The sequence below is a fragment of the Corynebacterium ulcerans genome (assembly GCF_900187135.1).
In the GTDB taxonomy this organism is placed as follows: domain Bacteria; phylum Actinomycetota; class Actinomycetes; order Mycobacteriales; family Mycobacteriaceae; genus Corynebacterium; species Corynebacterium ulcerans.
In genome coordinates this window covers 678,636-703,791 of record NZ_LT906443.1, presented here as the reverse complement: position 1 = coordinate 703,791, position 25,156 = coordinate 678,636, and the positions used below count along the sequence as shown (strand labels likewise).

The following is a 25,156-nucleotide window of genomic DNA, read 5'->3' as shown; positions in this document are numbered from 1 at the left end:
CCGATGAGGCGCGAAGCTTTGTAAAGCTTACCTAAAATGTTGTAGGTTTGGCTTGCCTGAAAGGTTCATTGTAAATGGACCGTTTGAATCGACTTAAAGGTGCCCCATGACAACTGCACATCCCACACCACTCACATCGCAGCACTCGCGCAACTATCGCGCTGTTGCGGTGACCACTGCAATCGTCGTTACGCTTGCCCTCCTACTTACCGCGTGTTCCCGCAGCGAAGAAGCCGCAAAGCCTGCCGCTGGTGGAGACACTAAAAACACACGTGTTGCCGCTTTGGGACTAGGCGACGCAGACACACTCCTTTCCTTAGGCATCGCTCCTGTTGCTGTCGCCCCGTGGGGAGCCCAGGGCGATGTGGACAAGAGCGGTGTGGGGCCATGGTCCAAGGAACTCCTGGGAGATGCCACCCCGGAGCCCATTTACAACACGGCTCAGGGATTCACCTCTCAGATCTTGGAAAAAGTCACGGCTACCAACCCCGAGCAGATCATCGCTGTGAATCAGGCTGTGGACGCCCAAGCAAAGAAAGCGCTGGCTGCCATCGCGCCCACCACGACCCACTCAGAGCAGTTCGCTGACTGGCAGGTGCCGTGGGAGGATCAGGTAACCACGATCGCACATGCCGTAGGAAAAGAATCTGAGGGTCAAGAGCAGATCAAGAAGACCAAGAAAGCTTTTGAGGATTTCCAGGCGCAGCATCCGGAACTCAAAGGCAAGCGTGCTGCTGTGGTTATGCCTTATCAGGGCAAGATCGGCATCTACACCTCTGGCGATGGCCGTGGCCAGTTCTTAAAGAGCCTGGGCTTCCACATTCCCGCTGAGATTGAGGGCGACGGCAAGCAGTTCTACCGGGACCTCGCCCCAGAAAATTACTCCGAGCTCAACAATGTCGATTACCTCTTTGTTCTGGACTACAAGGGCGCAGTGGATGCTCTGAAAAAGGACACCACGTTTAACAACCTGGACGTGGTCAAGAGCGGCCGTGCGCACTTCCTCCATGAAAATGTGGGCAACGCGATGAGCATGCCAAATCCGGTAACCATTCCGTGGGCGATTCAGAAGTTCGCCGAATCGCTCTAATGCGCATGTCAATGCGCACGTCGCATAGAGCTTTGACAGTAGGAACGTTTGCGCTCGTGATAGGCGCGGCGTTCCTCTCTGTCGTTGTCGGGGCCCGTTCCGTGCCCGTGGGGGACATCCTTGCGGTGTTGAGTCAGGGGCCAGGAAGACTCTCGGATGCCTCTGCGCCCCCGCTGTCTGCCCACCTCACCGAGGTGTATGACGTGGTATGGAATTTGCGCATACCTCGCACGTTGTTGGCGCTGATCGTCGGGGCATCGCTGGCTATGGCTGGTGCCATCGCCCAGTCATGGACGGGCAACCCGTTGGCGGATCCGGGGATTATCGGAATCAACGCCGGAGCCGGCAGCGCCATTGCCATCGGATTGACGTTGGGGGTGGGCACGACCCTGACAGAACGCGGACTCTTAGGCCTCGTGGGTGCTGTGCTCACAGCCAGTGTGGTCATCCTGCTGTCTCGGCAGTCGCGCGACCCGCTCACCCTGGTTCTCGTCGGGATAGGCGTCATGCTGGCGCTGCAGGCCTTGACTAATCTCTTGTCCCTGTATTCTTCGCGCACTTTAGACGGCGCCAGGAGCTGGGCGGTGGGATCTACCGCGGGACGCGACATGGGCGACGTTGCGCTAGCCGGGGTAGGGCTTCTCGTTGGCGCAGCGTGTGCCGCGTGGATCGCCCGGCCTTTGGACTTGCTCTCCATGGGAGAGGAAAGTGCGGTGAGCTTGGGCCTATCCGTGAGATTCATCCGAGTGATCGCCGCTGCTTCAATCGTGGTTCTTGCGGGGACGGCCACTGCTGCAGTGGGCATGGTGGTATTTGTGGGATTCGCGGCACCGCACATTGTCCGCCGTTTTACTGGCCCCTCGCTGACCCGGATGCTTGTGCCCTCCGCACTGATTGGTGCTCTGGGCGTATTAAGCGCTGATATTCTAGGGCGCTTCCTGCTACAACCCGGAGAACTAGAGATGGCGATTGTCATTGCCGTGGTGGGAGCGCCTTTGATGGTGTGGTCGGTGAACACAACGAGGAGATCGGCAACGTCATGAGTCGTACCGCTGAACACCCTGCTTCCGTCGATCCCATGGCAGCAGCCGATCGCGCAGCTGCCTCTGCTTATCGACGCACCCGTCGCGCGGTGCTGGTTACGGTTATCTTGTCCGTCCTTGCAGCAACGGCGTACTTCCTCCTACTGGGCTATGGCCCCGTTCCGCTCTCCCCGCTGGAGGTGTTCGACGTCCTCACCGGCGGAGGCGATCAACGTGCCGTTGCAGTGGTATGGGACCTGCGCTTGCCGGAGGCTGTTGCCAGCGTGATCATCGGCGCTGTTCTGGGAATGGCCGGGGCGTGGACGCAAACCATGGCTCGCAATCCACTGGCCTCTCCTGACATCCTGGGGGTGTCGGGAGGAGCAGCGGTGTGCGTGGTAGCGGGAACAGTCCTAACCCAGCCTGCTTTTGCAGCCTATATCCCAGGTTTCTGGTGGCGCGCACTGCTGGCTCTCGTGGGGGCTGTGATCGTGGTTGTGCTCCTCTTCCTCCTAGGCGGGGTAGGCACCGGAAACCGCGTGGTCCTTGTTGGTTTGGCGCTGTCTCTACTATCCCAGTCCTTGGTGCACTACCTGGTGGTCAAGGCCGACTTAACCCGGGCTGCCGAAGCCCAGATGTGGCTTGCAGGCTCCACAGGTTTTATCAGATCTGAAGCTCTCCCGCCTTTGCTGCTGGCCTTGCTTCCTTTTGTCGCGTTGGGACTGTGGTGCCAGCGCGATCTGCGCCTCCTTGCCCACGACGACGCGACGTCGCTAAGCCTCGGCGTCCACGTCACTCGAATCCGCATGCTGTTACTGATCGCGGCTACTGGCGTGGTGGCCGTTGTTGTCTCCGTGGCTGGTCCCATCGGGTTTATTGCGCTTGTAGCCCCACAAATCGCTCGACTAGCTGCTCGGGCACCGACCCCGCAAGCCATTCCTTCTGCGGCCGCTGGCGCGGCCATGCTGACACTGTGCAATGTCTTAGCTGGGCTTCTTCCGTTTACCGCCCCCGTTGGTCTCGTCGCAGCGATACTCGGCGGACCGATTTTGGTGTGGTTGGTGTGGAAAGAATCCCAAAAATTTCGTCGAGATCGACCGAGAAAGTGATCGCTGATATGTCCGCAACCCCTCCTAGCCGCAAACACTGGGACACCTCGACCTCCGACACCGTTGCAACCGAACTGGGCGAGCGAGGACAGACAGACGGACTGCGCGTGGAGGCCCGAGGCTTGCAGATCGGGTACGCGCCCGGTGAATTTGTGGTCGACGGGCTAGACCTCACCGCAGAGCCGGGCACAGTAACAACCCTGCTGGGGCCGAATGGCTGCGGTAAATCTACCGTGCTGAAGTCGCTGAGCCGCGTGCTCACCCCACAGGGCGGAACCGTGACAGTTGGCGGACACAATGTGCATCGCCTGCCCCCACGCGAGGTTGCGCGGATGATCGGGATGCTGCCGCAATCGCCGCTGTGTCCCCAAGGGCTCACCGTCGGTGAACTCGTGGCGCGCGGCCGGCATCCGCACCAACGTCGCTGGATGCGACAATCGGAGAAGGATCGTCAGGCCATTGGCCAGGCTTTAGAGCACACCAACACCGCCGCTTTGGTGGATTGCGACGTTTCCGAGCTCTCAGGTGGCCAGCGCCAGCGGGTGTGGATGGCCATGGTTGTGGCACAGGAAACTCCGGTGGTGCTCCTGGACGAGCCCACCACGTACTTAGACCCAGCTCACGCCATCGACATACTGAAGCTGGCCAAAGACTTGGCCTCTCAAGGCAAAACGGTCATCATGGTGTTGCATGACCTCATGCTGGCCGGAACGTATAGCGACCGGCTGGTGCTGCTCAAGGCGGGTGAGATCGTGGGCCAGGGTAGTGCCACAGAAGTGCTTACCCAGGAAAAACTTGCTCAATGCTACGGCCTGCGCGCCGAAGTATGGGAAGACCCACGGGGGCAAGCGCCCGTTATCGTGCCACGCGGAACGATACACCTGAACGAATAGCGCACTAGCTTATCGACGCCACAGGCTTGCCGACGCCACAGGCCGCGCAGATAGACCGCTTCGTGGTGACGTCCGCGCACGGTGCCTCATGACGCAGAAAAAGAACTGCTCCCCACTATCGGACTGAAAAATCAGATTCCAGATAGTGGGGAGCAATTCAATTTCCGTTACCGGGAAGAAACGACCGGTGTCTCCTGCGAGGGGCCGTATTTGTCTAGAAGCGTGGAAGCCTCTTGAGCCGTGGTTCCCGCAGACGTCTGCGCCAGGTGTGCAAGGTTTTCTGGGAGTGTTTCCCCACGGGCGGCAAGAGCTTCGGAATAGAGCTTGCCTGCTCGGTAGGAGGAGCGAACGAGTGGCCCGGACATGACTGCCCCGAACCCTAGCTCGCGCGCAAAATCAGCGTGCTCGATGAATTCCTCTGGCTTTACCCAGCGCTCGATGGGATGGTACATCGGGCCAGGGCGCAGGTATTGGGTGATGGTGATGATGTCACAGCCGGCAGAATGTAGGTCTGTGAGGGCCTCCCGAATCTCTTCGACCGTTTCGCCCATGCCAAGAATCAGGTTGGATTTGGTCACCAGACCAAAGTCGCGCGCTTGACGGATGACGTCCAGGGAACGCTCATACCGGAACGCGGGGCGGATACGCTTGAAGATGCGAGGGACAGTCTCCAAGTTATGCGCAAACACTTCGGGGCGAGCCTCAAAGACTTCTTGCAAAAGATCAGGTTTGCCCGAGAAATCTGGGGTGAGATTCTCCACGCCTGTGTGCGGGTTGAGCTCGTGGATCTTGCGGACCACCTCGGCGTAGAGCCAAGCGCCCTCATCCTCTAGGTCATCGCGGGTCACTCCCGTGATGGTGGAGTAGTTCAGATTCATTTCACGCACAGATTCAGCAACTCGACGCGGCTCATCGCGGTCGAGGGGCTCCGGCTTTGCGGAGTTAATCTGGCAGAAATCACAGCGGCGCGAGCAATTGGCGCCACCGATCAGGAAGGTTGCCTCACGAGACTCCCAACACTCATGGATGTTGGGACAACCGGCCTCCTGACACACGGTATGCAGGCTGGCCCCGGACACTTTTTTCTTCATGTCCTGGTACTCGGGGCCAGTTTTTACCGCAGTGCGGATCCAGCGTGGTTTGCTCTCGATGGGGGTCTGCGAGTTGCGGGCCTCAACTCGGAGCATTCTGCGTCCTTCGGGTGCTGTAGTCACCCTATGCACACTACTCGTGCTACAGGTGCACGTCGAAAAGCACTCGCGCAATGGGGGTTAAACAGGGAAAATGGCGCGGGGGTGAGGCGATACATTTTTAATGTGTGTCGTTGTGCACAGTCCTGGGAAGTCCCTTGGTGGGATCTGGCGCAGAAGCAAACGTGTGGTCTGCGACGATCAGCTTGCCAGAGAATGCGTCCAGCAGCGCCTGGATAAGCGGTTGCGTTATGGAATCGACCGTGACGTCTTCCCCCAGCTCCTGGGAAAGGGTGGTCACTCCCGCATCGGAGATTCCACAAGGGATGATGTGCTGGTAGTACTCAAGGGTGTTAGAGCAATTCAGTGCTAAACCATGCATCGTCACGCCACGGGTGATCCGGATGCCCAAAGCGGCTATCTTACGGTGATCGGCATCGCACGCGCCGGGAACCCACACTCCGGAGCGTCCGTCGATACGCCCGGCCTGGCTAATGCCGCGTTGGCGCACAACCTGGATGAGAGCTTCCTCGACGCGACGCACATAATCGACGACGTCGATGGGGTCTGCGAGTTTCATAATCGGGTATATCACCAGCTGGCCCGGGCCATGCCAGGTAATACGACCGCCTCGATCGACATCAATAACAGGCAGCCCGTTGGTGGGGCGATCCTCCGGCTGAGTCCGCTTTCCTGCGGTATAAACGCTGGGATGCTCCAGGACTAAAAGTATGTCGCCAACCTCATCGGCTGCGCGTTGCTTGGCCAGAGCAGCCTGGTAGTCCCATGCTTCTTGATAATCCATCACGCCAAGGTGACGGATCTCTACGGGCTGGGTAGAGGCACGGATGGATTGGTCGGCGGGGAAGAAGGGATCACGAGGCGCAGTCATGGCACTGAGGATACGCCTGAGGCGCTGTCGCTAGAAAACGCGTGAACTCTTGGCGTATTTGCATTGACGCTAGGGCAATCGTTCAGAGTAAAAGCCATGAGTATTACACCAGATCGGGATATCTATCCCATGCCAATGTTTGTCACCCTTGCCGTTCAAGATTTTCAACGGAGTGAAGCCTTTTTCCACGCTGCCGGTTTTATTACTCTGGCCACCGTCCCAGACCCGCAGGGCAACCCGATGGTGGTTCATTTGCGCAGGCTAAGAAACCAGGATTTGCTGCTGGTCTTGCAAGAAAACACGGAACCTAAGGCACACAGCGCAATACCTGCAACCGTTCAGGTTACTTTTTCTGCTCATGGAGAAGACCTAGATGAGCTGGCCTTGTGCTTAGAAGCTGCTGTGAGCGGGTGTGCTGAAGTGGAAAAGCCCCACGATACCCAGTGGTTTAGCAGGGATCTTGCCGTTACAGATCCAGACGGCCACCGGATTATTTTTACCCAACAAAGAGAAGAAGACGCAGCAGAGGCTGCACGCTGGTCAGAAACTTTCTCCTAGAACTGGGACAAAACACAGCAGTGCCACCATGGCGTAGCGCAATCCATGGTGGCACTGCTGTGAGCGTGGAGCTTACAAGGAGGTAGTTAAACCCCGTTGGCTTCCGCGTATTCGGCGGCGGTGAGGAGCTTTCCGACGGACTCAACTTCTACCTCAAAGAGCCAGCCGTCGCCGAAAGGATCGTTATTAATAATGGAGTAATCGTCGTGGACTGCGTCGTTGACGGCGGTTACTGTCCCTGTGACAGGGGAGTACAGGTCGGAGACACTCTTGGTGGACTCGACCTCGCCACATGTTTCACCGGCCTCTACGGAGTCGCCAATCTGGGGCAGCTCGGCAAAGACGACTTCGCCCAAGCGGTCAGCTGCCACCGAGGTGATGCCCACTTTGACAGTCGTCCCGGCAGCGGAATCAGCAGCTGCATCGATCCATTCGTGGTCTTCGGAATAGGAGAAGTTCTCAGGAAGAGACATAGGTTTGGTTCTACCTTTCTAGAATACGAAACGACTCGTGTAGATCATTGTGGAGTCTATCGGTTTAGTCTTTCTGGCGGGAGTAAAACGGCAAAGAAACTACCGTGAAGGGATATTTTTTCCCTCTGATATCTGCGGTGAGTTCTGTGCCAACCTCACTGAGGTCTTTTTCCACATACGCCAGCGCGATGGGATGCCCCAGCGTTGGCGAGGGCTGCCCGGAGGTCACGGTTCCTACGACATTTCCGTCGGCGTCGAGAATATCTGCGCCGTGCCGTGCAGCACGACGTTCCGCGGAGGCCAGTCCAACGAGCACTTTTGTATGGGTGCTAGGAGCGCTTAGGGCCTCTTTGCCCACAAAATCGCCTTCTTTTTTCTTACTCACAAGCATGCCCAGCCCCGCATCCATGGGGGTCAGCTCCCGGGAAAGCTCGTTGCCATAGAGCGGCATTCCGGCCTCAAGGCGCAGTGAGTCTCTAGAGGCAAGCCCGCATGGGACAAGCGCGTAGCGTTCATCCTGGCCAGCCTGATACATCGCATCCCACAACGCAGGAGCCTGATCGTTGGAGATATAGAGTTCGAATCCGTCTTCACCGGTGTATCCGGTCCGGGCCAGGAGCACAGGGAATCCAGCTATAACAGCGTTGCCGCATGCGTAGTAGCGCATGGTGGATATCAGGCGTGCGGTATCTGCATCCGCGTTTGCGTCGACAAGCGAAAGCAGCAGCGCCTGAGCGTTGGGGCCCTGAACTGCGATGAGAGCTGTGTCTGCTGACTCATCCGTGACGGTGACCTGGAATCCCTCGGCCCGTGCGTGGAGTTCTTTAGCCACGACAGCTGCATTTCCGGCATTGGGAACAACCAAAAATTCATCGTCAGCCAAGCGATACGTAATGAGGTCATCAATAATGCCACCATCCTCGGAGACAATCATTGAGTATTTCGCTTTAGTAACGGCGATGGCAGAAAGCTGGGAGATCAGTGCGTAATCAAGGAAATCACCAGCTTGCGGGCCGCTCACCCGAATCTCCCCCATGTGGGACAGATCAAAGAGCCCGCATGCTTTACGCACTGCGTGGTGTTCTTCAAGTTCAGAACCATACTTCAGCGGCATATTCCAATCGCCAAAGGGCGTAAAAGCAGCCCCTAAATCCTGGTGACGGCTATGCAGGGGTGACGTACGGAGTTCGGAAGCCATATGCGTTAGGTCCTTTCATCGAAAAATATGTGAGCAAGCTACTCGTTTGCGTGGCGTGCCCCCGAAGGCATCACGCCACGCAAACGTGAACCGAGGCTAATCCTCGAAATTAAAAGCCTCAGGTGGCGGGCAGGAGCACGCGAAGTTCCTATCGCCATAAGCCTCATCGAGACGACGAACGGATGGGAAATACTTGCTGGCTCGCAGCGAGGCCACCGGATAGGCAGCCTGGGTACGGCTAAACAAGTAATCCCAGTTATCTCTAGCGATGGAGTAAGAAGTAAACGGAGCATGATGCAGCACGGATTCTTCATACTCGATAGCGCCGTCAGCAATCTGCTGAATCTCTGCGCGAATAGCAAGTAACGCCTCAATGAAGCGGTCGAGCTCGCCCTTATCTTCAGACTCAGTGGGCTCCACCATCAACGTTCCCGCGACGGGGAAAGACAAGGTGGGCGCGTGGAAGCCATAATCCATCAAACGCTTAGCCACGTCTGCAGCCGTGACCCCGGTCTGATCAGTAATGGGACGCAGATCAAGAATGCACTCATGAGCTACCAAGTCATTGTCACCGGTGTAAAGGACAGGGAACGCATCCTTGAGTGACCGTGCTAGGTAGTTCGCCCCAAGAATCGCCGAGGCAGTGGCCTCACGCAACCCTGCGCCGCCCATCATCGCGATGTAAGACCACGAAATCGGGAGGACACCGGCCGAGCCATACTGCGCGGAAACCATGGGAACCCCTGTGCCGGTAGGGCACGGAATTGCGGCGTCTGACGCCAGCGGATCTGTGGGCAAGAAAGGCACGAGGTGCTCTGCTACGGCAACGGGTCCGACACCCGGGCCGCCGCCCCCGTGGGGAATGGTGAAGGTTTTGTGCAAGTTGAGGTGGCTAACGTCGCCACCGAACTTTCCGGGCTGAGCTACACCTGCTAGCGCATTGAGATTTGCTCCATCGATGTAGACCTGTCCACCTGCTGCGTGAACCTTCTCGCACACGGCAGTCACGGTGTCTTCAAAAACACCATGCGTGGACGGGTAGGTGATCATGATGCCGGCCACGTGCCCCTCATGCTTGGCGAGCTTTGCATCAAGGTCATCAACATCAATGGAACCATCCGTGGCCGTAGCAACAACAGCCACCCGAAGATTAGCCAGAGTCGCCGACGCCGCGTTTGTCCCATGAGCCGACTGCGGAATCAGAATGATATCGCGTTGATTATCGCCACGAGATTGGTGGTAGCGACGAATTGCCAACAAACCAGCCAGCTCCCCCTGGGATCCGGCATTGGGCTGAACCGACACACGGGCGTAGCCGGTGATATCTGCAAGCCATCCCTCAAGCTCATCAATCAAGGCTCGCCAGCCTCGGGTCTGAGACTCTGGGGCAAAGGGATGAATGTTTGCAAACTCCGGCCACGTGATGGGCTCCATGCCCGTGGTCGGGTTGAGCTTCATCGTGCAGGAGCCCAGCGGAATCATCGAACGATCGAGGGCAAGATCCTTGTCCGACAAAGCGCGAAGATAACGCAGCATCTGCGTCTCCGAATGCACAGAACTAAAGATCGGGTGAGTAATAGGCTCGTCGCTGCGTACTGCCCATTCTGGGAAGTCGCTATAGGCCTCCTCCGCTGCGCTCGCACCAAAAGCAGCGGCGAGCTTCTCGACGTCCTCCGCCGTCGCCGACTCACCAAAAGCAACGCTCACCAGATCGGTTCCGATAGGACGCACCAAGTAGCCAGATTCCGCCAGCGCATCGGTGATCTCTTGAGCCCGCCCCGGAACACGAACGGTGACAGTATCAAAGAAGTCTTTATGCACGACCTCCAATGCAGACTCGTTGTCTAACGCCGCAGCAAATGTGGAGGCATGTCCATGGACGCGGCGAGCGATGGCCTTGAGCCCCTCAGGGCCGTGCCAGACTGCGTACATTGAGGCACACACTGCTAGCAGAGCCTGAGCAGTACAAATGTTACTGGTGGCGCGCTCCCGACGGATATGCTGCTCCCTGGTCTGCAAGGCCAACCTATAAGCCGGATGCCCCTCAGCGTCTACAGAGACACCGACAATTCGGCCCGGCAGCTGCCGCTTGAACTTGTCAGATACTGCCATAAAAGCGGCATGAGGGCCACCAAAGAACAACGGAACACCAAAGCGCTGGGAAGACCCCACAGCGATATCTGCATCCATCGCGCCGGGGGACTCCAGGAGAGTGAGCGCGAGGAGATCTGTGGACACAGCGGCAAGTCCACCACGTGCATGAATATCAGCGATGATAGGGCGAATATCGGCGATATCGCCTTCCGTACCCGGGTATGCGATGACTACGCCCACCAAGCTGTCTCCGACGAGCCCCGATGTGACATCGGCGATTTCAACCTCCACGTCGATGGCACGTGCGCGCTCGGCTGCAACAGAGAGGACCTGGGGATGCAGGCGGGCGTCGAGAAGCACTCGGTGCCCCTTCTTATTGGTGCGCGCCATTAATCCGACGGCCTCAGCCACTGCCGTGGCCTCATCGAGCAGCGAGGCGTTGGCCACTGGGAGTCCTGTGAGCTCGCTGACCAAAGTCTGGAAGTTAAGCAGCGCCTCTAGACGTCCCTGTGAAATCTCGGGCTGATAAGGGGTATACGCGGTATACCAGGCGGGGTTTTCTACAACATTTCGCCGAATCACTGAGGGCGTGAGAGTGTCATAAAAACCCTGGCCGAAGAATGATTTGAGAACCACATTCTGATCTGCGTACTTGCGCAGCTTGACCAGGGCTTCTTCCTCCGACAGCGGGTGCGTGGGTTCAGGAAGATCGTGGGACCTAATCCCGGAGGGAACTGCCGCGTCTAACAGCTCCTCGAGGGAGGCGTATCCGACGCGTTTGAGCATCGCCGCCCTCTCAGTTTCGTTGGGGCCGATGTGTCGGCTCACGTAGCTTGCAGAGGGCGAGGATATCGTCATAGTCTTCAACTTCTCCTTGGGTGAAGGATGGCTAGTGATGTTCGCCATTATATGGATGAAATAGTGGCTTTGGATACGCATTGAGAAAGAGAATGCATAAAATTTCTGTGAAATTAATCGAGGATAGCCGTGAGGTGGGGGCGCAGCCGAAGGCATTAACCAGGGATCTCGCTACTAGTTCGCTCTGGATGTCGTTTTTGAGAACGCTAGGCCTTAGATGTCCAGAAAAACTGCAGGTTGCCATTTCTAGCGTTCTCAAAAACGACATTTTGTTCGCAGGAGATTGAGAAAAGGCTGCAGCCCGACTCCTTAGAAGAAGAGAGTCGGGCTGCAGCCTGAATACCAGCAGAACAGCTGGTGCTCTAGAGATTTATCCTAGAGGTTGAGGTCGTCCTGGAACTTAGCCTTTTCCAAACGATCCTTAATCGTTGCGGTGAAGCGACCTGCGTCAGCACCGTCTACGATCTGGTGGTCATAGGAGAACGGGATGTAGCACATCTGGCGAATCGCGATGGCGTCCGAACCGTTTTCAGTGATCACTACGGGGCGCTTCTGGATTGCAGCAGTACCCAAGATACCGACCTGTGGCGGAACCAAGATTGGTGTATCTGCCAGAGCACCTTCGGAGCCAATGTTGGTTACGGTGAAGGTTGCGCCGGAGAGATCATTTGGCTTCAGCTTGTTGTTACGAGCACGATCAGCCAGATCAGCAATAGCCTGGGCGATTTCTGGCAGCGTAAGCTCCTGAGCCTTGTGAATCACAGGAGTAAGCAGGCCACGCTCTGTGTCCACTGCGATCGCCACATTGACGTCAGAGTGGTAGGTGATTTCCTTGGTTGCAGCGTTGTAAGACGCGTTTACGTTCGGGTGTAGGACCAGAGCCTCGACCACGGCCTTAACAAAGAACGGCAGATAGGTCAGGTTAGCGCCATACTTTTCGATGAATGCCGGCTTATTTTCCTTGCGCAGCGTTGCAACGTTGGTCATATCGACCTCTTGAAGGTGCGTGAGCTGTGCAGAAATCTGCAGTGCCTCAACCATCTTCTTGGCCGTAATCTCACGGATGCGGTTGACCTTCTTGGTGGTGCCGATGAGCTCCGCCTTTGCAGGGTCAACGCTCTTGGTTGACCAGTTAGCGCGAGGATCCTTAGCCGCGGCAGCAGGAGCTGCTGCTGCAACTGGCTCAGATCCTTGGCCGGCTGCGGCAAGGACGTCCTGCTTACGGATGCGACCGCCAACACCAGTTCCTTCGATCTTATTGAGATCAACGCCATGCTTGTTGGCAAGCTTACGAACCAATGGGGTCACGTAAGGAACATTCTGGTTATTAACTGGCTTTGCAGCTTCCTTAGCAGGTGCTTCCTCAGCCTTGGGAGCTTCCTTGGCAGGTTCTTCTGCCTTGGGTGCTTCTTCCTTTGGCTCTTCCTTGGCAGGTTCTGCCTTGGCTTCTGGTTCGGAGCCTGGTTCGCCGATGCGGACGATAACTTCGCCGACATCAACGGTGTCGTCTTCGTTGAAGAGGATTTCTAGGATGGTGCCTGCCACTGGGGAAGGGACCTCGGTGTCAACCTTGTCGGTGGAAACCTCGAGCAATGGCTCGTCAACGTCGACGGTGTCGCCGACAGACTTGAGCCACTGGGTGATTGTTCCCTCAGTGACGGATTCGCCGAGTTCTGGCATGACCACGTCGGTGGAGGAGCCGGAGCCCTTGGGAGCTTCCTTGGATTCAGTTGTGGTTTCTTCTTCGGCTTGTGCCTCTGCCTTCGGCTCTTCCTTCTTCTCAGCGGAATCACTTGCTGCAGGAGCCTCGCCTTCCTCACCGATGATGGCGATAACCTCGCCGACATCAACGGTGTCGTCTTCGTCGAAGCGAACCTCCAACAGAACGCCCGCAACTGGGGAAGGAACCTCGGTGTCAACCTTGTCAGTGGAAACCTCGAGCAACGGCTCGTCAACGTCGACGGTGTCGCCGACAGACTTGAGCCACTGGGTGATTGTTCCCTCAGTGACGGATTCGCCGAGTTCTGGCATGACCACGTCGGTGGAGGAGCCGGAGCCCTTGGGAGCTTCCTTGGATTCAGTTGTGGTTTCTTCTTCGGCTTGTGCCTCTGCCTTCGGCTCTTCCTTCTTCTCAGCGGAATCACTTGCTGCAGGAGCCTCGCCTTCCTCACCGATGATGGCGATAACCTCGCCGACATCAACGGTGTCGTCTTCGTCGAAGCGAACCTCCAACAGAACGCCCGCAACTGGGGAAGGAACCTCGGTGTCAACCTTGTCAGTGGAAACCTCGAGCAACGGCTCGTCAACGTCGACGGTGTCGCCGACAGACTTGAGCCACTGAGTAATTGTTCCCTCAGTGACGGATTCGCCCAGCTCAGGCATTTCAACGGAGTGCGCCATAATGTTTAGACTCCTCGAAAGTCGTGTAGATCAAAAAGCTAATACCTAACGAGCGTACCGCCTAACCCAAACAGATGTGATGTTAAGGGGGAATTCTCTGTAGATTTTGCCCCTACAATTAACTTCTGTGTTCAATTTTTTCGGACGAAAGACCCCCAGATCTAACATCAAACCGCCTCGAGGACCGGGCGATACTGTTCGCGAAAAAGATTTGCTCTACCTTAAACAGTGGAGCGAGTCGCGCGCAGTGGTTGAGGGTTTCGTTGAGCCTGAAACCATCGTCAACGAGATGTCGATAGTGCTTGTGGATATCACGGGCGATTTCACTCGACGTAGGATTGGTGGCCCTAAAGGTATCGACGTCGTAGCAAAAGAATTAGGAATTCCCGTCTATGACGTAGAAGAGACCGGATATCCGCAAAGAATGCGGGAAAAAATCGAGCGTGACAGGATTTTACGTAAACGCGAAGAACAACGCCTCAGACGCGCACAGTTTGAAAAAGACAACGACACCAAGGCTTAGCCGTTTATAGCGTGTCGACGCCCCCTCTTGAGCCCAAGAATCCACTGTTCAAAGGAAGAAAAAACCGCTGACGGCCAGGCGACTGCCTCGACCATCAGCGGAATATGTGAGCTACTTTTCCTCGGAAATCTCTGTCAGAGCCGCTAGGAAGGTGCGCACTGGTACACCTGTTGCACGCTTGGGGGTATAGCCATACACCCCTGCGCTGTTGTATGCCGGGCCGGCAATGTCTACGTGGGCCCAGTCGATACCTTCTGCAACAAAATGACTGAGGTACCATCCGGCGGCTAGCATGCCGCCAGAGCGTGACTTGGTGATGTTGCGAATATCTGCAACGGGGGACTTAATTGCTTCGCCGAGTTCTTCTGGAAGTGGCATCGCCCAGGCCTGCTCGCCGACGGAACGACCGATTTCTGCGATGCGGTCACGGAAAGCATCAGAGCCCATGACACCAGCCGTGCGGTCGCCAAGAGCCACCAGTTGTGCGCCGGTGAGCGTCGCAGTATCGATCAGGTAGTCGGGTTTGTCCTCGCATGCCCTCGCGATGGCATCGGAAAGCACAAGACGGCCCTCTGCATCGGTGTTGAGTATCTCCGAGGTAATTCCGCCGTAATGGGTGATAACGTCGCCTGGTCGGTAAGCATCCCCGCTGGGCATATTTTCTGCGAGTGGGATCGTCGCTGTGATCTTCACCTTGAGGTCTAGGCGGGCTGCGCCGATGACGGTTGCCACGACTGCAGCGGAACCGCCCATGTCGGAGATCATGTCATCCATGCCAGCACCAGGCTTGAGCGAAATTCCACCGGTGTCAAAGGTGATTCCCTTTCCCACCAGCGCAACGCTCTTCTTGGCTTTCTTGGGATTCCAGGTGAGTCGTACAAGGCGCGGTTTGCGTGCGGAACCGTTGCCGACTGCAAGGATGCCTCCGAAGCCTAATTTTTCGAGTTTCTTTTCATCGAGGATCTCCACGTCGATGCCGTGGCCTTCTGCTTCCTTCTTGATGATCTCAGCGTAGGACTCGGGGTAGAGGTGAGAGGACGGTGCGTTGACCAAATCACGGGCGAACATAACGGATTCTGCTGTGATCTGCGCGGCCTGGAATTCTGTCTTGGCGGTTTTCTTATCACCCAGTGACAAGAAGGTAACCTTGCCTACCGGTTTCTTGGCGGCGACAGCTTCTGCGGACTCAGAACGGATGCCCTTGTAGTCATAAGCACCCAGCGCAAAACCTTCCACGGCTGCACGCAGGCCAAAAGCCCCGAGAGTCGTTGCTACGGAGTCCACTCCGACCAAGGAACGAGCTGCGGTGCCAGCGGCACGGCGCAGAGCCTCGTCATCGAGCTTGTCGTTGTCTCCAAGCCCGACACCGACGATGAAGTCCACTTCAATACCCTCGATAGAAGGGACGCGATGGACTTCTCCAGCCTTTCCGGTTGCACCAACAGCGCTAAAGAGCTCCCAGATTGCTACTTCTAAATCATCATCAAAAAGCCCGGTCGCAGCAAACTCCAGTCCATCCTCGCCGGCGAAGAGTGCAACTACAAGGGCAGTTGTGTCGTCGGGAAGCTTCTTGGCGAGCGCAAGTTCTGTCGCAGAGCCACGAGATGCAAGTGAAAACTGAGTGCTCAAAGTTTAGTACCTCCAAAAGTTGGTAACGAGGCCTTTAAGACCGCGTGGAAAACGTTATTTATCAGACTATCCAATTGAGCAGATCAATGTGGGGTGTACCTTTGGGTCATGACGTCTCTCAACTTCAGCATCCATAAAACCGAATCTCCGACTTCCGCCGAAGAACTTGCGGATATCCTTGCTAATCCAGGTTTTGGTAAGCACTTCACCGATCACATGGTGACCATTGATTGGGACGCCGATCAGGGGTGGCATGACGCACAGGTCGTTCCTTATGCGCCGCTTACTCTCGATCCTGCCACTAGCGTCTTGCATTACGGTCAGGCGATTTTTGAGGGCATCAAAGCGTACCGTCATGCCGATGGCACGATTAAGACCTTCAGGCCGGAGGCTAACGCTGTTCGATTCCAGCGTTCTGCAGAGCGCATGGCTATGCCAGAACTCCCCACGGAGGTGTTTGTTGAGTCGCTGCGTCAGCTCGTAGACATTGATCAGAACTGGGTACCAGCAGCCGGAGGCGAGGAAGCGTTGTACCTGCGCCCGTTTATGATCGCTACCGAGGCGACGCTCGGGGTGCATCCTTCTAGCTCGTATCGCTACGTGGTGATTGCTTCACCTGCTGGCGCGTATTTTTCGGGAGGCATTAAACCGGTATCGGTGTGGCTCTCCGAGGACTATGTTCGTGCGTGTCCCGGGGGCACGGGCGCTGCAAAGTTCGCGGGCAACTATGCGGCATCCTTGGTGGCCCAAGCTCAGGCTGCAGATAAAGGTTGTGACCAAGTGGTGTGGCTGGATGCTCACGAACATCGTTATATCGAGGAGATGGGCGGTATGAACCTCTTCTTTGTTATGGGTGAGGAATCCGCGCCCCACATCGTTACCCCCCAGCTCTCTGGCTCTCTTTTGCCGGGAATCACACGTGATTCCCTCCTACAGATCGCTCGTGACCTGGGATACACCACAGAAGAGCGTCTTATCTCTACGGAAGAATGGCAGGAAACGGCCACAAACGGCTCCATGCGAGAGGCTTTTGCTTGCGGCACTGCTGCGGTGATCACTCCCGTGGGCTTTGTTAAGTCAAACCATGGTGACTTTGAAGTCAACCATAATGTCGCTGGTGATATCACCATGAAGCTACGTGACATACTCACAGGCATTCAGCGTGGCACGGTGGACGACCCCCATGAGTGGATGCGCACCCTGATATAAATCGATGGACGCATAAGCCATAAGCCATAAGCCACGGTAGAGAAAAGCGTTGGCTTATGGCTTACGTATTTCCGTTAAAGAAAGCTGGGGATGCAAGAGGTCTCATGAAGGTACTTAGACGACGCATGTCCCGATAGCTAAGAGAACTGCTGACGCAGCTGTACAAGAGTGCATAATAAAGCCGGTGGTGTCTCCGTTCATCCCCTCAAAACGCCGACTGCAATGTCTGATCTCTAGCACAGCAATACCGATGCTGAGTAGGAGGGCGATGATGACAATTATGGCTATAGCGGGGGTTCCTACAAGCAGCGGGATGGACACGGAAGCCGTAAAAATAATGCTGAACCATACCGCTATCGTGGCGGTAGTAACTGTGCCGATCATCATGGCACCAAAACCAGTTGGTTGCATCGGCTTTAGAGAGGAATGCGCGCCAAAGATTGCGCATAGCCTGCCGATCATCGGTGCAAAGAAAATCATCCACCAATAATTTTGTTCGATGAGGGTGTCAAAGCTTGCGATCTGAAGCATGAGTGAGATAAAAGCAGCGCCCATCCCGATAAGCCCGGTGGTTGGGTCCGCAATAATTTCCCTAGCTCTCTCAGGAGGTGCGTAGCTACCCAAGGCATCGGCCACGTCTGCAAGTCCATCAAGGTGCATGAACCGGGTGAAAAGTTCCCAGAAGCAAACAATCACAACTGCGATCAAAAAAGGCGTGATGTGGAAGTAAACGCCCAGTCCCGCCAACACAGTGCCAAGCGTCCCGAGCAAAATACCGATGAGGGGGACTGAGGCCAACACCCGTCCACCGGTGACACGATCAAAGGCTGTGGCTCCCCGAACTGGCAGAATGGTGAGCCAGCTTAAGGCAGTGAGTGGGCCCTCGATAATCGCAGGACGATGTTCGCCTTCCACAAATCCGACTTTGCCCGACATCGTGAGAAACCAACTTTCTATGCGAGGGGGTGCACACTGAATACTTAGGCTGGCAGGAACCAATGACCACAGGCTTCAAGGGCCTTGAGCCGTGTACTAACCCATACGGTTGGTGGGAACAGCGTCTGCCCCGGAGACCCCAGCGCTGTCAAAATTAGCCATGTCATTCATAATGTCTGCGCTGATGCGAAGCAGCGGGAAAGCCGCAGCGGCTCCGGAACCTTCTCCTAGTCGCAGGCCCAAGGTCAGGAGTGGTTCAAGCCCTAAATAGTTAAGGGCAAAGCGATGCGCCGGCTCGGCCGAGAGATGTCCCGCTTGCATCCATCTTCTGGCACCGGGGGCAAGCTGTTCCGCAAGCATAGCTGCGGCGGTGACCACGACGCCGTCGAGAAGCACGGGTGTACGGCGTACAGCAGCCTGCGCGATGAAGGCACCCATAGCTACCAGCTCAGGCGAAGTAACTTTTTGCATCATGAGCAGCGGGGTATAGCGTAAGTCTCGGGCACGGAACATCGCATCGCGTACGGCCGAGACTTTTCTCTTCCAACCTTCATCATCAACGCCTGAGCCTCGGCCGGTGACTACCACGGGTTCTTGATTAGCTAATAGCCCGATGATCACGGCGGAAGGCGTGGTATTTCCAATGCCGAGGTCTCCTGCCATAAGAACGTCTGCGCCGGAATCGACTTCCTGATCCGCGATGCGCTTTCCTATCTCAATGGCGCGTATCAGCTGCTCTTGTGTCATCGCGTCCTCCCGGTCAATAGACCCGCAAGAACGTGACACCCTTTCATCGCCCCAAACATCGTGGTTTAAAGAAATATCGGCAACGCGTATGCCGATGCCAGAAGAATGCGCCACTGCGTTGATTCCGGCACCGCCATTGCGAATATTCTCCGCCATTTGGATTGACACTTCGATGGGGTAGGGGGAGACATTATTAGTGGCGACACCGTGGTCGCCAGCAAAGACCACTAAACGGGGGCGTACGATTTTTTTAGGAGGAACCTGCCCCTGGCAGGAGCTGAGCCATACTCCAAGATCTTCCAAGCGTGATAGCGAACCAGTTGGCTTAGTAAGCGTGAGCTGAAAAGCTCGTGCTTGATCCGCTATCTCGGAACTTGGGGCATCGATCTTGGGAAAGAAATCGGATGGCTGCATGTTGTTGCACTCCCATGTGTGTGGCTATCGCGATGTAGTACGTAACGTCAAAGAACGCTTTTTAACTGTAACGGTTGTCCGGCTATAACAAGGAACACTCGATCGCAGACATCCGCAATCATGTGATTAAGCGTCCCTATCTCATCACGGAATAACCTGGCTGAATGGTGCTCGGGGATAATCCCCATTCCCACCTCAGGAGTGACAAGAACCACGTCACGGTCAGTGGGGAAGACCCGGAGTAAATCTGCGAGACGCATTGATTCCAAAGAAGTGCTACCAGCAGGGGAATCCCAGGCGTTTTTAGTATCAATGAGGTGCGTAAGCCATGTGCCGAGGTCGTCGACAAGCAAAGAATGCTCTGTGTGCTGCCGCAGATATGCGGGGGAGAGAACCTCGCATAGGTCCGCGCGATCCTCTGTGACCCAGTACTCTGGGCGCCGCTGTATATGTTGAGAAATGCGGCGTTGGAAGTCCGCATCAAAGTTGTCATCACCATAGGGGCGAGCCGTTGCTACATAACGGCAAGAGCCCGCCCCCACAAGTGACTCCGCAAAAGCAGACTTGCCGGAACGGGCTCCTCCCAAAACCAAAGTACGCACAGAACTACGCCACCGTGTCACCGATGTTGACTTGTGGCTTTGGTGTGCGCCAGCGTCGCGGCTGAGTTACACGACCGTATGCATAAGCGCCGATAGCAAATCCTGATTCAGAGGTATCGGGGAAGCGCTCGCGTACCGCACGGGCTGTTTTTCTACCGAGCACGATAGCCTCGATGGCAAAGGCAGCGATGAAGATGAGTGCTACAAAGGACATCGCACTAGCGAATTCCGGCACCCATCGTCCGATAAAGAGAATGACAAGAAGAATTAGAGCAAGCGGCATAACAAAGTTGCCGATGTAGCGCTTGGAGTCTACGAGATCGCGGACATAGCGACGCTCTTCGCCGCGATCGCGCTGTAGGAGATAGCGCTCATCGCCACGGTCCATGGCAGCTTGAGCTTCTCGACGTCGCTGCTTGCCTTCTTCTGCGCGTTCGCGTTTATAGGCCTTCCATTCCTCCTTGGACATGGAAGCTTTGAGCTCTTTACGCTTTTTACGCGACTCTCCGTAACTTTCACGTGCGCCAAAGCGAGCCTCGAAGGTTCCTGGGTGAGACTGGGCCTGTTTGCGAGAAGGCGTCGCGTGGCCTTTTTTAGGTGTATAAGCCTTGGAACGATTCGCAGTACTACTGAGATCTGAATTATGAGAAGTCGAAGAGGCTGCTGTAGCTGCCGGTGCGGAAGTGTCAGTACTGGCAGAATCTTGAGAGGAGTCTTTGTTCCAAGGTAATTTCACGGTTACTAGGCTACAAGGTATCGCCATAAAAGTGGAACACAGAAGCGGCCATTGTGTGTAGGGCATCCATGAAGAGTTAAAAACCCCAGGTTTAGTGGTTATATCAGTGGCGATAGCAGTCCGCGCATTACCCAGAGAACGAATGCGGAGAGACCTTGACTTTATGAGGTTTAACGCTTGGGAATAAAGCATGAGGATGCTTGGTTCTTTTATAGGAGTCAGTCGGGTCGGGAAATAAACTCCATGCGGGCTTGACAGACTCAACCGCTCACAATAGAGGGTATAGTTGTCGGCTATAGCTTCTTGTAGAAGACGACATCCGCGGCTATGTACGTAAGGGAACCTGTTGTGGGTTCTGTTAGGGCTGCACAGTGCTTGCCGCATGGTGCGGATACTGTACGCATCTACACGAACACGAAAGAATGACACCGAGTAACCGCAGCGGCGGAGAACTCGAAAAGGAGACATGATGACTGCACCTACAACCTCCAACACCGGCGTTATCCTCAGCACAGCTGCAGCTGCCAAGGCCAAAGCGCTACTTGAGCAAGAGGGACGTACCGATTTGTCTCTGCGTATTGCAGTTCAACCTGGTGGCTGTGCAGGTCTGCGCTATCAGCTGTACTTCGATGATCGGGACCTAGACGGCGATAAGGTCGATGTTGTAGACGGCGTTCGCCTTGTCGTAGACAAGATGTCGGTCCCATATCTTGCCGGAGCAACCATTGATTTTGCCGACACCATTGAGTCGCAGGGCTTTACCATTGACAACCCCAACGCAGGCGGCTCCTGCGCTTGTGGAGACTCATTCAACTGATTTTTGGCATAATACCCCTTTTAGTGGGAGAAAAAGCCGACTATAAGAAATCCGTCAGCTCGTGGTGTGTTCACGATCTGACGGATTTCTTGCTTTGCTGGACGTATGTATTCGCATTCCACCGGGGCTAGGAAAGTGGAAAAGTCCAGGTAGAAATAAAAAATGGGCGGTGGGATTAGATGAACTACCGTCTAATCCCACCGCGGCGCGAGGGGCGCCCCACCATTCTACCGCTAGAGGTAGACCGGATAATCCTTTTTCTCGATTCCGGGATCGATTCGGTTCTCTATAAAGATTCCATGCCACACCATGAAGGCAAGCACAGTCCATAGCCTACGAGAATGATCGCTGGTTCCTGCACGATGCTCATTGAGCATGTCTAAGACGGCTTTCTTGTCAAAGATATGATCTGTGAGAGACTCCGTAATGGTGTCTTGAGCCCAGCCGAATAGTTCATCCCCGGCTAGCCAATGGCGCATAGGGACGGGGAAACCGAGCTTCTTACGGTGCAAGACATGTGGCGGGACGATCTGTTCCATTGCCTTGCGTAGTGCGTATTTAGTGGTGCCCTGCGTGACTTTCAAACTATGGGGGATAGTTTCAGCTACGGCAAACACTTCTTTATCCAAGAACGGGACTCGGAGTTCAAGGGAATGCGCCATATTGATTTTGTCGGCTTTAACCAAAATATCGCCGCGCATCCAGGTAAATAGATCAAGGTGCTGCATGCGAGCGACCGGATCCATGTGCTGGGACTGGGCGTAGATCGGGGCTGTTACTTCACGATGGTCCCATTCTTTCTTAGCCCAAGGTAGAACGCGCTGCATCTGCTCAAAGTTAAAGGAGCGGGCGTTGCCGTAGTAGCGTTCTTCCATCGGCATGGAACCACGTTCCAACAAGGACTTGCCGCGCATTCCCTCTGGGAAGACTTTTGCTAGTTGCCCTAACCCTCGACGCAGCGGAGTTGGGATTTTCTCAAAGGGGGCGAGAGACAATGGCTCTTTGTAAATCGTGTAGCCACCGAAAAGCTCGTCCGCTCCTTCGCCGGAGAGTACAACTTTGACGTGCTTCCTTGCTTCTTGAGCTACAAAGAAGAGCGGGACGAGGGAAGGATCTGCCACCGGGTCGTCCAAGTACCACATGATTTGTGGGATAGCGTTGGCGTATTCCTCTGGGGACACAATTTTGACAATGTGCTCCACGCCGATTGCGGCGGCAGATTCTGCGGCAACATCAACCTCTGAGTAGCCTTCTCGCTCAAAACCAGTGGTGAAGGTTAACAAATCAGGGTTATGGCGTTTTGCCAGCGTAGCTATCGCAGTGGAATCGATACCGCCGGAGAGGAAGGATCCGACGGTGACGTCGGCACGCATATGCTTTTCGACGCTGTCCTCTAACGCGCGAGCAATACGGTCAAAAAGATCCTGCTCTTTGCCCTTAGGAACTTCTTGGGCAGGGAATTGAGGACGGAAATAGCGAGTTTGTTTGAGCTTACCGCCGGGGACAAGTTCCCCGTAGCAACCCGATTCGAGTCGGCGGATATTCGCGTGAAGGCTCTCTGGCTCTGGTACGTACTGCAGGTCAACGTAGTGTTCGATAGCTCGCTGATCAAGGCTGAGATCTAGACCCAGGTCCTCGGCAGCCTCCAAAATACATTTCTTCTCTGAAGAGAAGATAGTGCCGGCGTCTGTGGTCGCGTAATACAGCGGCTTGATGCCGAATTGATCGCGGGCGAGGAAGAGCTTTTCTTCCTGGGAATCCCAAATGGCAAAGCCAAACATGCCGCGCAGGTGCTGAACGACGTCCGCACCCCAGTGGTGATAGCCGACGACGATGGTCTCGCCATCACCTGAAGTATTGAAGGTATAGCCGAGTTCTTGCAGCTCTGCTCTGAGCTCCACATAGTTGTAAATTTCGCCGTTAAACGTCATCGCATAACGATCGGCCTGGTCTTGTGGTCCCCATTGAAGTGGCTGATGGGAGTGCTCGAGGTCAATGATAGAAAGGCGATTGAACCCAAAGACGGCTTGCTCGTCATGCCACGTTCCGGCCTCGTCTGGCCCCCTGTGACGCATACACGGTAGCGATTTTTCGATGGCAGGGACATGCCTTTGGGCATCCCGTGTGCTCGTAAGCATGCCAAGAAGTCCGCACATAGTTCGCCGCTCCTCCTTATATATGAACAAAGTACTTAGCTGTCTAAGGGTACCCCGTTGGGGTTGTAGAAGGTATTGCGACTATCAGCTCTATGGAATGTGAGCGAAAACGCTCCTAATTCCCGGGGACGGGGACTAGGAGGCGTTCCGAATTTCTCTTATTTTTACGTGCTGGGGCTTAATGGAAAGTGGTTTTTTGGGGCACTAACGTGCTGTTTTCTTGGGGAGGGTATCCATAAGGTTGATTGTCGGTTTAGTTCCTGTGATTTGGGGCACTATATTCCGGCGTGATCTGTGCTACTGGGGTGGATTTTCCTAGGAAACCCGAAGGTTTGTGGAGAAAATACAGTGAGAAGAAGGGGGAGAGCGTACCGTGACATTCAGGAAAACAAAGAGGGGTGGACTATCCTGCACTAATAGGCGTGGGTTTTGGGCTGTCCTCAATCGGTATCTGATGTGTTACGGATGGTCTAAGACTCCAAGGAAATAAGTGCGACAGGAAGGCAAACGCGCGTGGAACAGCAGCAAAAGCGTGGCATTGGGCACAAAGCATTGCTTGGTGGCGCCATCGGCTTTGGTGGCCTTACCCTTGCGGGATGTGACGTAGATGCACCAGGCGGTGTTTTGGGTAAAGCTCTAGCCTTTGGTTGGCCAGAAGGCGTTACACCCGAAGCTACTTCGATGTATAACTTCTGGGTCTGGGTCTGGGTGGCTGCCTGGATCATCGGCTTCATCATGTGGGGTCTCTTTATCTATGGCATGTTTGCATGGAGTGCTAAGCGTGCAAAGAAAGCTGGTAAAGATGAGTTCCCTCGTCAGACGCAGTACAACATTCCGCTAGAACTAGTGCTCACGATTATCCCAATCGTGATCGTCATGGGTCTCTTCTTCTTCACCGTCCAGACCCAGGACAAGGTAACCGCGATGGATAAAGATCCTAAGGTCACCGTGGACGTTACTGCTTATCAGTGGAACTGGAAGTTTGGTTACTCAGATATCGCTGCTGAGCTTTCGCCCACTGGTGCTGAATACAAGGGTGTCGACGAAGCGCGCCAGGCTGCAGCCGAGGCAAGTAAAGTAGATCCTAACGGCAAGAACCCGATCAACGGAATGTCTAAGACTGATACGTCTTACCTTCACTTCAACAAGATTGAGACTCTGGGTACTTCTGAAGAGATCCCAGTTTTGGTTCTCCCAAGTGACACTGCAATTCAGTTTGACTTGGCTTCCGCTGACGTCTCTCACGCATTCTGGGTTCCAGAGTTCTTGTTCAAGCGAGACGTGTACAACCACCCCGAGCAGAACAAGCAGCAGCGTCGTTTCCAGATCGAAAAGATCGAAAAGACCGGTGCATTCGTAGGCCGTTGTGCGGAGATGTGTGGCACCTACCACGCAATGATGAACTTTGAGATTCGCGTAGTAACTCCAGAGAAGTTCAAGCAGTACATCTCGTTCCGTAATAGCAATCCACAGGCTACAAACTCTGATGCTCTCAAGAGCATTGGGGAGGAGCCCTACGCAACCACCACGCACCCGTTCAACTCTGAGCGCGCTACGCGTGATGGCGATAACTTTGATAAGACCAGCCCCGCTGCGTAGGAACAAGGAGA

Annotated in this window: 21 protein-coding genes; 9 read left to right on the top strand and 12 right to left on the bottom strand. The window is 55.4% G+C overall.

What is annotated here, in order from left to right; translation table 11 throughout:
• Positions 1 to 106 precede the first annotated feature (106 nt).
• The 4 genes from CKV68_RS03120 to CKV68_RS03105 are packed head-to-tail and all read left to right on the top strand — an operon-like array spanning position 107 to position 4,114.
• Complete coding sequence (locus CKV68_RS03120) at positions 107 to 1,090, top strand: ABC transporter substrate-binding protein (RefSeq protein ID WP_095075577.1); 984 nt, start codon at positions 107 to 109, stop codon at positions 1,088 to 1,090.
• 11 nt (positions 1,091 to 1,101) lie between these two features.
• Positions 1,102 to 2,133 (top strand): FecCD family ABC transporter permease, encoded by a 1,032-nt coding sequence (locus CKV68_RS03115; protein ID WP_095076219.1) that lies wholly within the window; start codon positions 1,102 to 1,104, stop codon positions 2,131 to 2,133.
• Positions 2,130 to 3,221 (top strand): FecCD family ABC transporter permease, encoded by a 1,092-nt coding sequence (locus CKV68_RS03110; RefSeq protein WP_231910452.1) that lies wholly within the window; start codon positions 2,130 to 2,132, stop codon positions 3,219 to 3,221. Before CKV68_RS03115 ends, CKV68_RS03110 begins: the two co-directional genes overlap by 4 nt.
• A complete protein-coding gene (locus CKV68_RS03105) occupies positions 3,167 to 4,114 on the top strand; it encodes an ABC transporter ATP-binding protein (RefSeq protein ID WP_080968112.1) in 948 nt (315 codons plus the stop codon). The genes CKV68_RS03110 and CKV68_RS03105 overlap by 55 nt, the downstream gene beginning before the upstream one ends.
• A gap of 167 nt (positions 4,115 to 4,281) precedes the next feature.
• Here CKV68_RS03105 and lipA read toward each other — a convergent pair whose 3' ends face one another.
• The gene (gene lipA, locus CKV68_RS03100) at positions 4,282 to 5,328 is read right to left on the bottom strand and encodes a lipoyl synthase (protein ID WP_014836628.1); all 1,047 of its coding nucleotides are present in this window, start codon (positions 5,326 to 5,328) and stop codon (positions 4,282 to 4,284) included.
• A 97-nt stretch (positions 5,329 to 5,425) separates the two neighbouring features.
• Positions 5,426 to 6,196, bottom strand: a complete 771-nt coding sequence (gene lipB, locus CKV68_RS03095) for a lipoyl(octanoyl) transferase LipB (protein ID WP_095075575.1) — start codon at positions 6,194 to 6,196, stop codon at positions 5,426 to 5,428.
• A gap of 96 nt (positions 6,197 to 6,292) precedes the next feature.
• Between lipB and CKV68_RS03090 the strand changes: the two genes are divergently transcribed.
• Complete coding sequence (locus CKV68_RS03090) at positions 6,293 to 6,754, top strand: VOC family protein (protein ID WP_095075574.1); 462 nt, start codon at positions 6,293 to 6,295, stop codon at positions 6,752 to 6,754.
• Positions 6,755 to 6,840: 86 nt separating this feature from the next.
• Here CKV68_RS03090 and gcvH read toward each other — a convergent pair whose 3' ends face one another.
• The 4 genes from gcvH to sucB all read right to left on the bottom strand — a co-directional run bounded on the left by gcvH (position 6,841) and on the right by sucB (position 13,777).
• A complete protein-coding gene (gene gcvH, locus CKV68_RS03085; RefSeq protein WP_095075573.1) occupies positions 6,841 to 7,227 on the bottom strand; it encodes a glycine cleavage system protein GcvH in 387 nt (128 codons plus the stop codon).
• Positions 7,228 to 7,291: 64 nt separating this feature from the next.
• Entirely contained in the window at positions 7,292 to 8,425 is a 1,134-nt protein-coding gene (gcvT, locus tag CKV68_RS03080) for a glycine cleavage system aminomethyltransferase GcvT (protein ID WP_014526034.1), read from the bottom strand.
• A 96-nt stretch (positions 8,426 to 8,521) separates the two neighbouring features.
• Positions 8,522 to 11,377, bottom strand: a complete 2,856-nt coding sequence (gcvP, locus tag CKV68_RS03075) for an aminomethyl-transferring glycine dehydrogenase (protein ID WP_095075572.1) — start codon at positions 11,375 to 11,377, stop codon at positions 8,522 to 8,524.
• A 375-nt stretch (positions 11,378 to 11,752) separates the two neighbouring features.
• Positions 11,753 to 13,777, bottom strand: coding sequence for a 2-oxoglutarate dehydrogenase, E2 component, dihydrolipoamide succinyltransferase (gene sucB / locus CKV68_RS03065; RefSeq protein WP_095075570.1), 2,025 nt, complete (start codon positions 13,775 to 13,777; stop codon positions 11,753 to 11,755).
• Positions 13,778 to 13,904: 127 nt separating this feature from the next.
• Between sucB and CKV68_RS03060 the strand changes: the two genes are divergently transcribed.
• The gene (locus tag CKV68_RS03060; protein WP_095076218.1) at positions 13,905 to 14,300 is read left to right on the top strand and encodes an oxidoreductase; all 396 of its coding nucleotides are present in this window, start codon (positions 13,905 to 13,907) and stop codon (positions 14,298 to 14,300) included.
• A gap of 111 nt (positions 14,301 to 14,411) precedes the next feature.
• Here the strand turns inward: CKV68_RS03060 and CKV68_RS03055 are convergent, their stop codons facing one another.
• Positions 14,412 to 15,929: a leucyl aminopeptidase gene (locus CKV68_RS03055; protein WP_095075569.1), complete on the bottom strand. Its 1,518-nt coding sequence runs from the start codon at positions 15,927 to 15,929 to the stop codon at positions 14,412 to 14,414.
• Positions 15,930 to 16,037: 108 nt separating this feature from the next.
• On the opposite strand from CKV68_RS03055, the gene CKV68_RS03050 reads away from it, so the two are divergent.
• Positions 16,038 to 17,138: a branched-chain amino acid aminotransferase gene (locus tag CKV68_RS03050; RefSeq protein WP_029974323.1), complete on the top strand. Its 1,101-nt coding sequence runs from the start codon at positions 16,038 to 16,040 to the stop codon at positions 17,136 to 17,138.
• A 114-nt stretch (positions 17,139 to 17,252) separates the two neighbouring features.
• Here the strand turns inward: CKV68_RS03050 and CKV68_RS03045 are convergent, their stop codons facing one another.
• The 4 genes from CKV68_RS03045 to CKV68_RS03030 all read right to left on the bottom strand — a co-directional run bounded on the left by CKV68_RS03045 (position 17,253) and on the right by CKV68_RS03030 (position 20,573).
• Positions 17,253 to 18,074, bottom strand: coding sequence for an adenosylcobinamide-GDP ribazoletransferase (locus CKV68_RS03045; protein WP_095075568.1), 822 nt, complete (start codon positions 18,072 to 18,074; stop codon positions 17,253 to 17,255).
• Positions 18,075 to 18,170: 96 nt separating this feature from the next.
• Positions 18,171 to 19,235 carry a nicotinate-nucleotide--dimethylbenzimidazole phosphoribosyltransferase gene (cobT, locus tag CKV68_RS03040; protein ID WP_014526029.1) on the bottom strand — a complete coding sequence of 355 codons (1,065 nt, stop codon included), beginning with the start codon at positions 19,233 to 19,235 and terminating at the stop codon, positions 18,171 to 18,173.
• A gap of 47 nt (positions 19,236 to 19,282) precedes the next feature.
• Complete coding sequence (locus CKV68_RS03035) at positions 19,283 to 19,837, bottom strand: bifunctional adenosylcobinamide kinase/adenosylcobinamide-phosphate guanylyltransferase (protein WP_014526028.1); 555 nt, start codon at positions 19,835 to 19,837, stop codon at positions 19,283 to 19,285.
• 4 nt (positions 19,838 to 19,841) lie between these two features.
• On the bottom strand, positions 19,842 to 20,573 hold the full coding sequence (locus tag CKV68_RS03030; RefSeq protein ID WP_038618935.1) for a DUF3043 domain-containing protein: 732 nt from the start codon (positions 20,571 to 20,573) through the stop codon (positions 19,842 to 19,844).
• A gap of 469 nt (positions 20,574 to 21,042) precedes the next feature.
• Between CKV68_RS03030 and CKV68_RS03025 the strand changes: the two genes are divergently transcribed.
• The gene (locus CKV68_RS03025) at positions 21,043 to 21,390 is read left to right on the top strand and encodes a HesB/IscA family protein (RefSeq protein ID WP_013911900.1); all 348 of its coding nucleotides are present in this window, start codon (positions 21,043 to 21,045) and stop codon (positions 21,388 to 21,390) included.
• Between the two features lie 233 nt (positions 21,391 to 21,623).
• Here the strand turns inward: CKV68_RS03025 and asnB are convergent, their stop codons facing one another.
• Complete coding sequence (gene asnB, locus CKV68_RS03020) at positions 21,624 to 23,546, bottom strand: asparagine synthase (glutamine-hydrolyzing) (protein ID WP_013911899.1); 1,923 nt, start codon at positions 23,544 to 23,546, stop codon at positions 21,624 to 21,626.
• Positions 23,547 to 24,059: 513 nt separating this feature from the next.
• Here asnB and ctaC point away from each other — a divergent pair.
• Positions 24,060 to 25,145, top strand: a complete 1,086-nt coding sequence (gene ctaC / locus CKV68_RS03015) for an aa3-type cytochrome oxidase subunit II (RefSeq protein WP_095075567.1) — start codon at positions 24,060 to 24,062, stop codon at positions 25,143 to 25,145.
• The last annotated feature ends 11 nt before the right edge of the window (positions 25,146 to 25,156 follow it).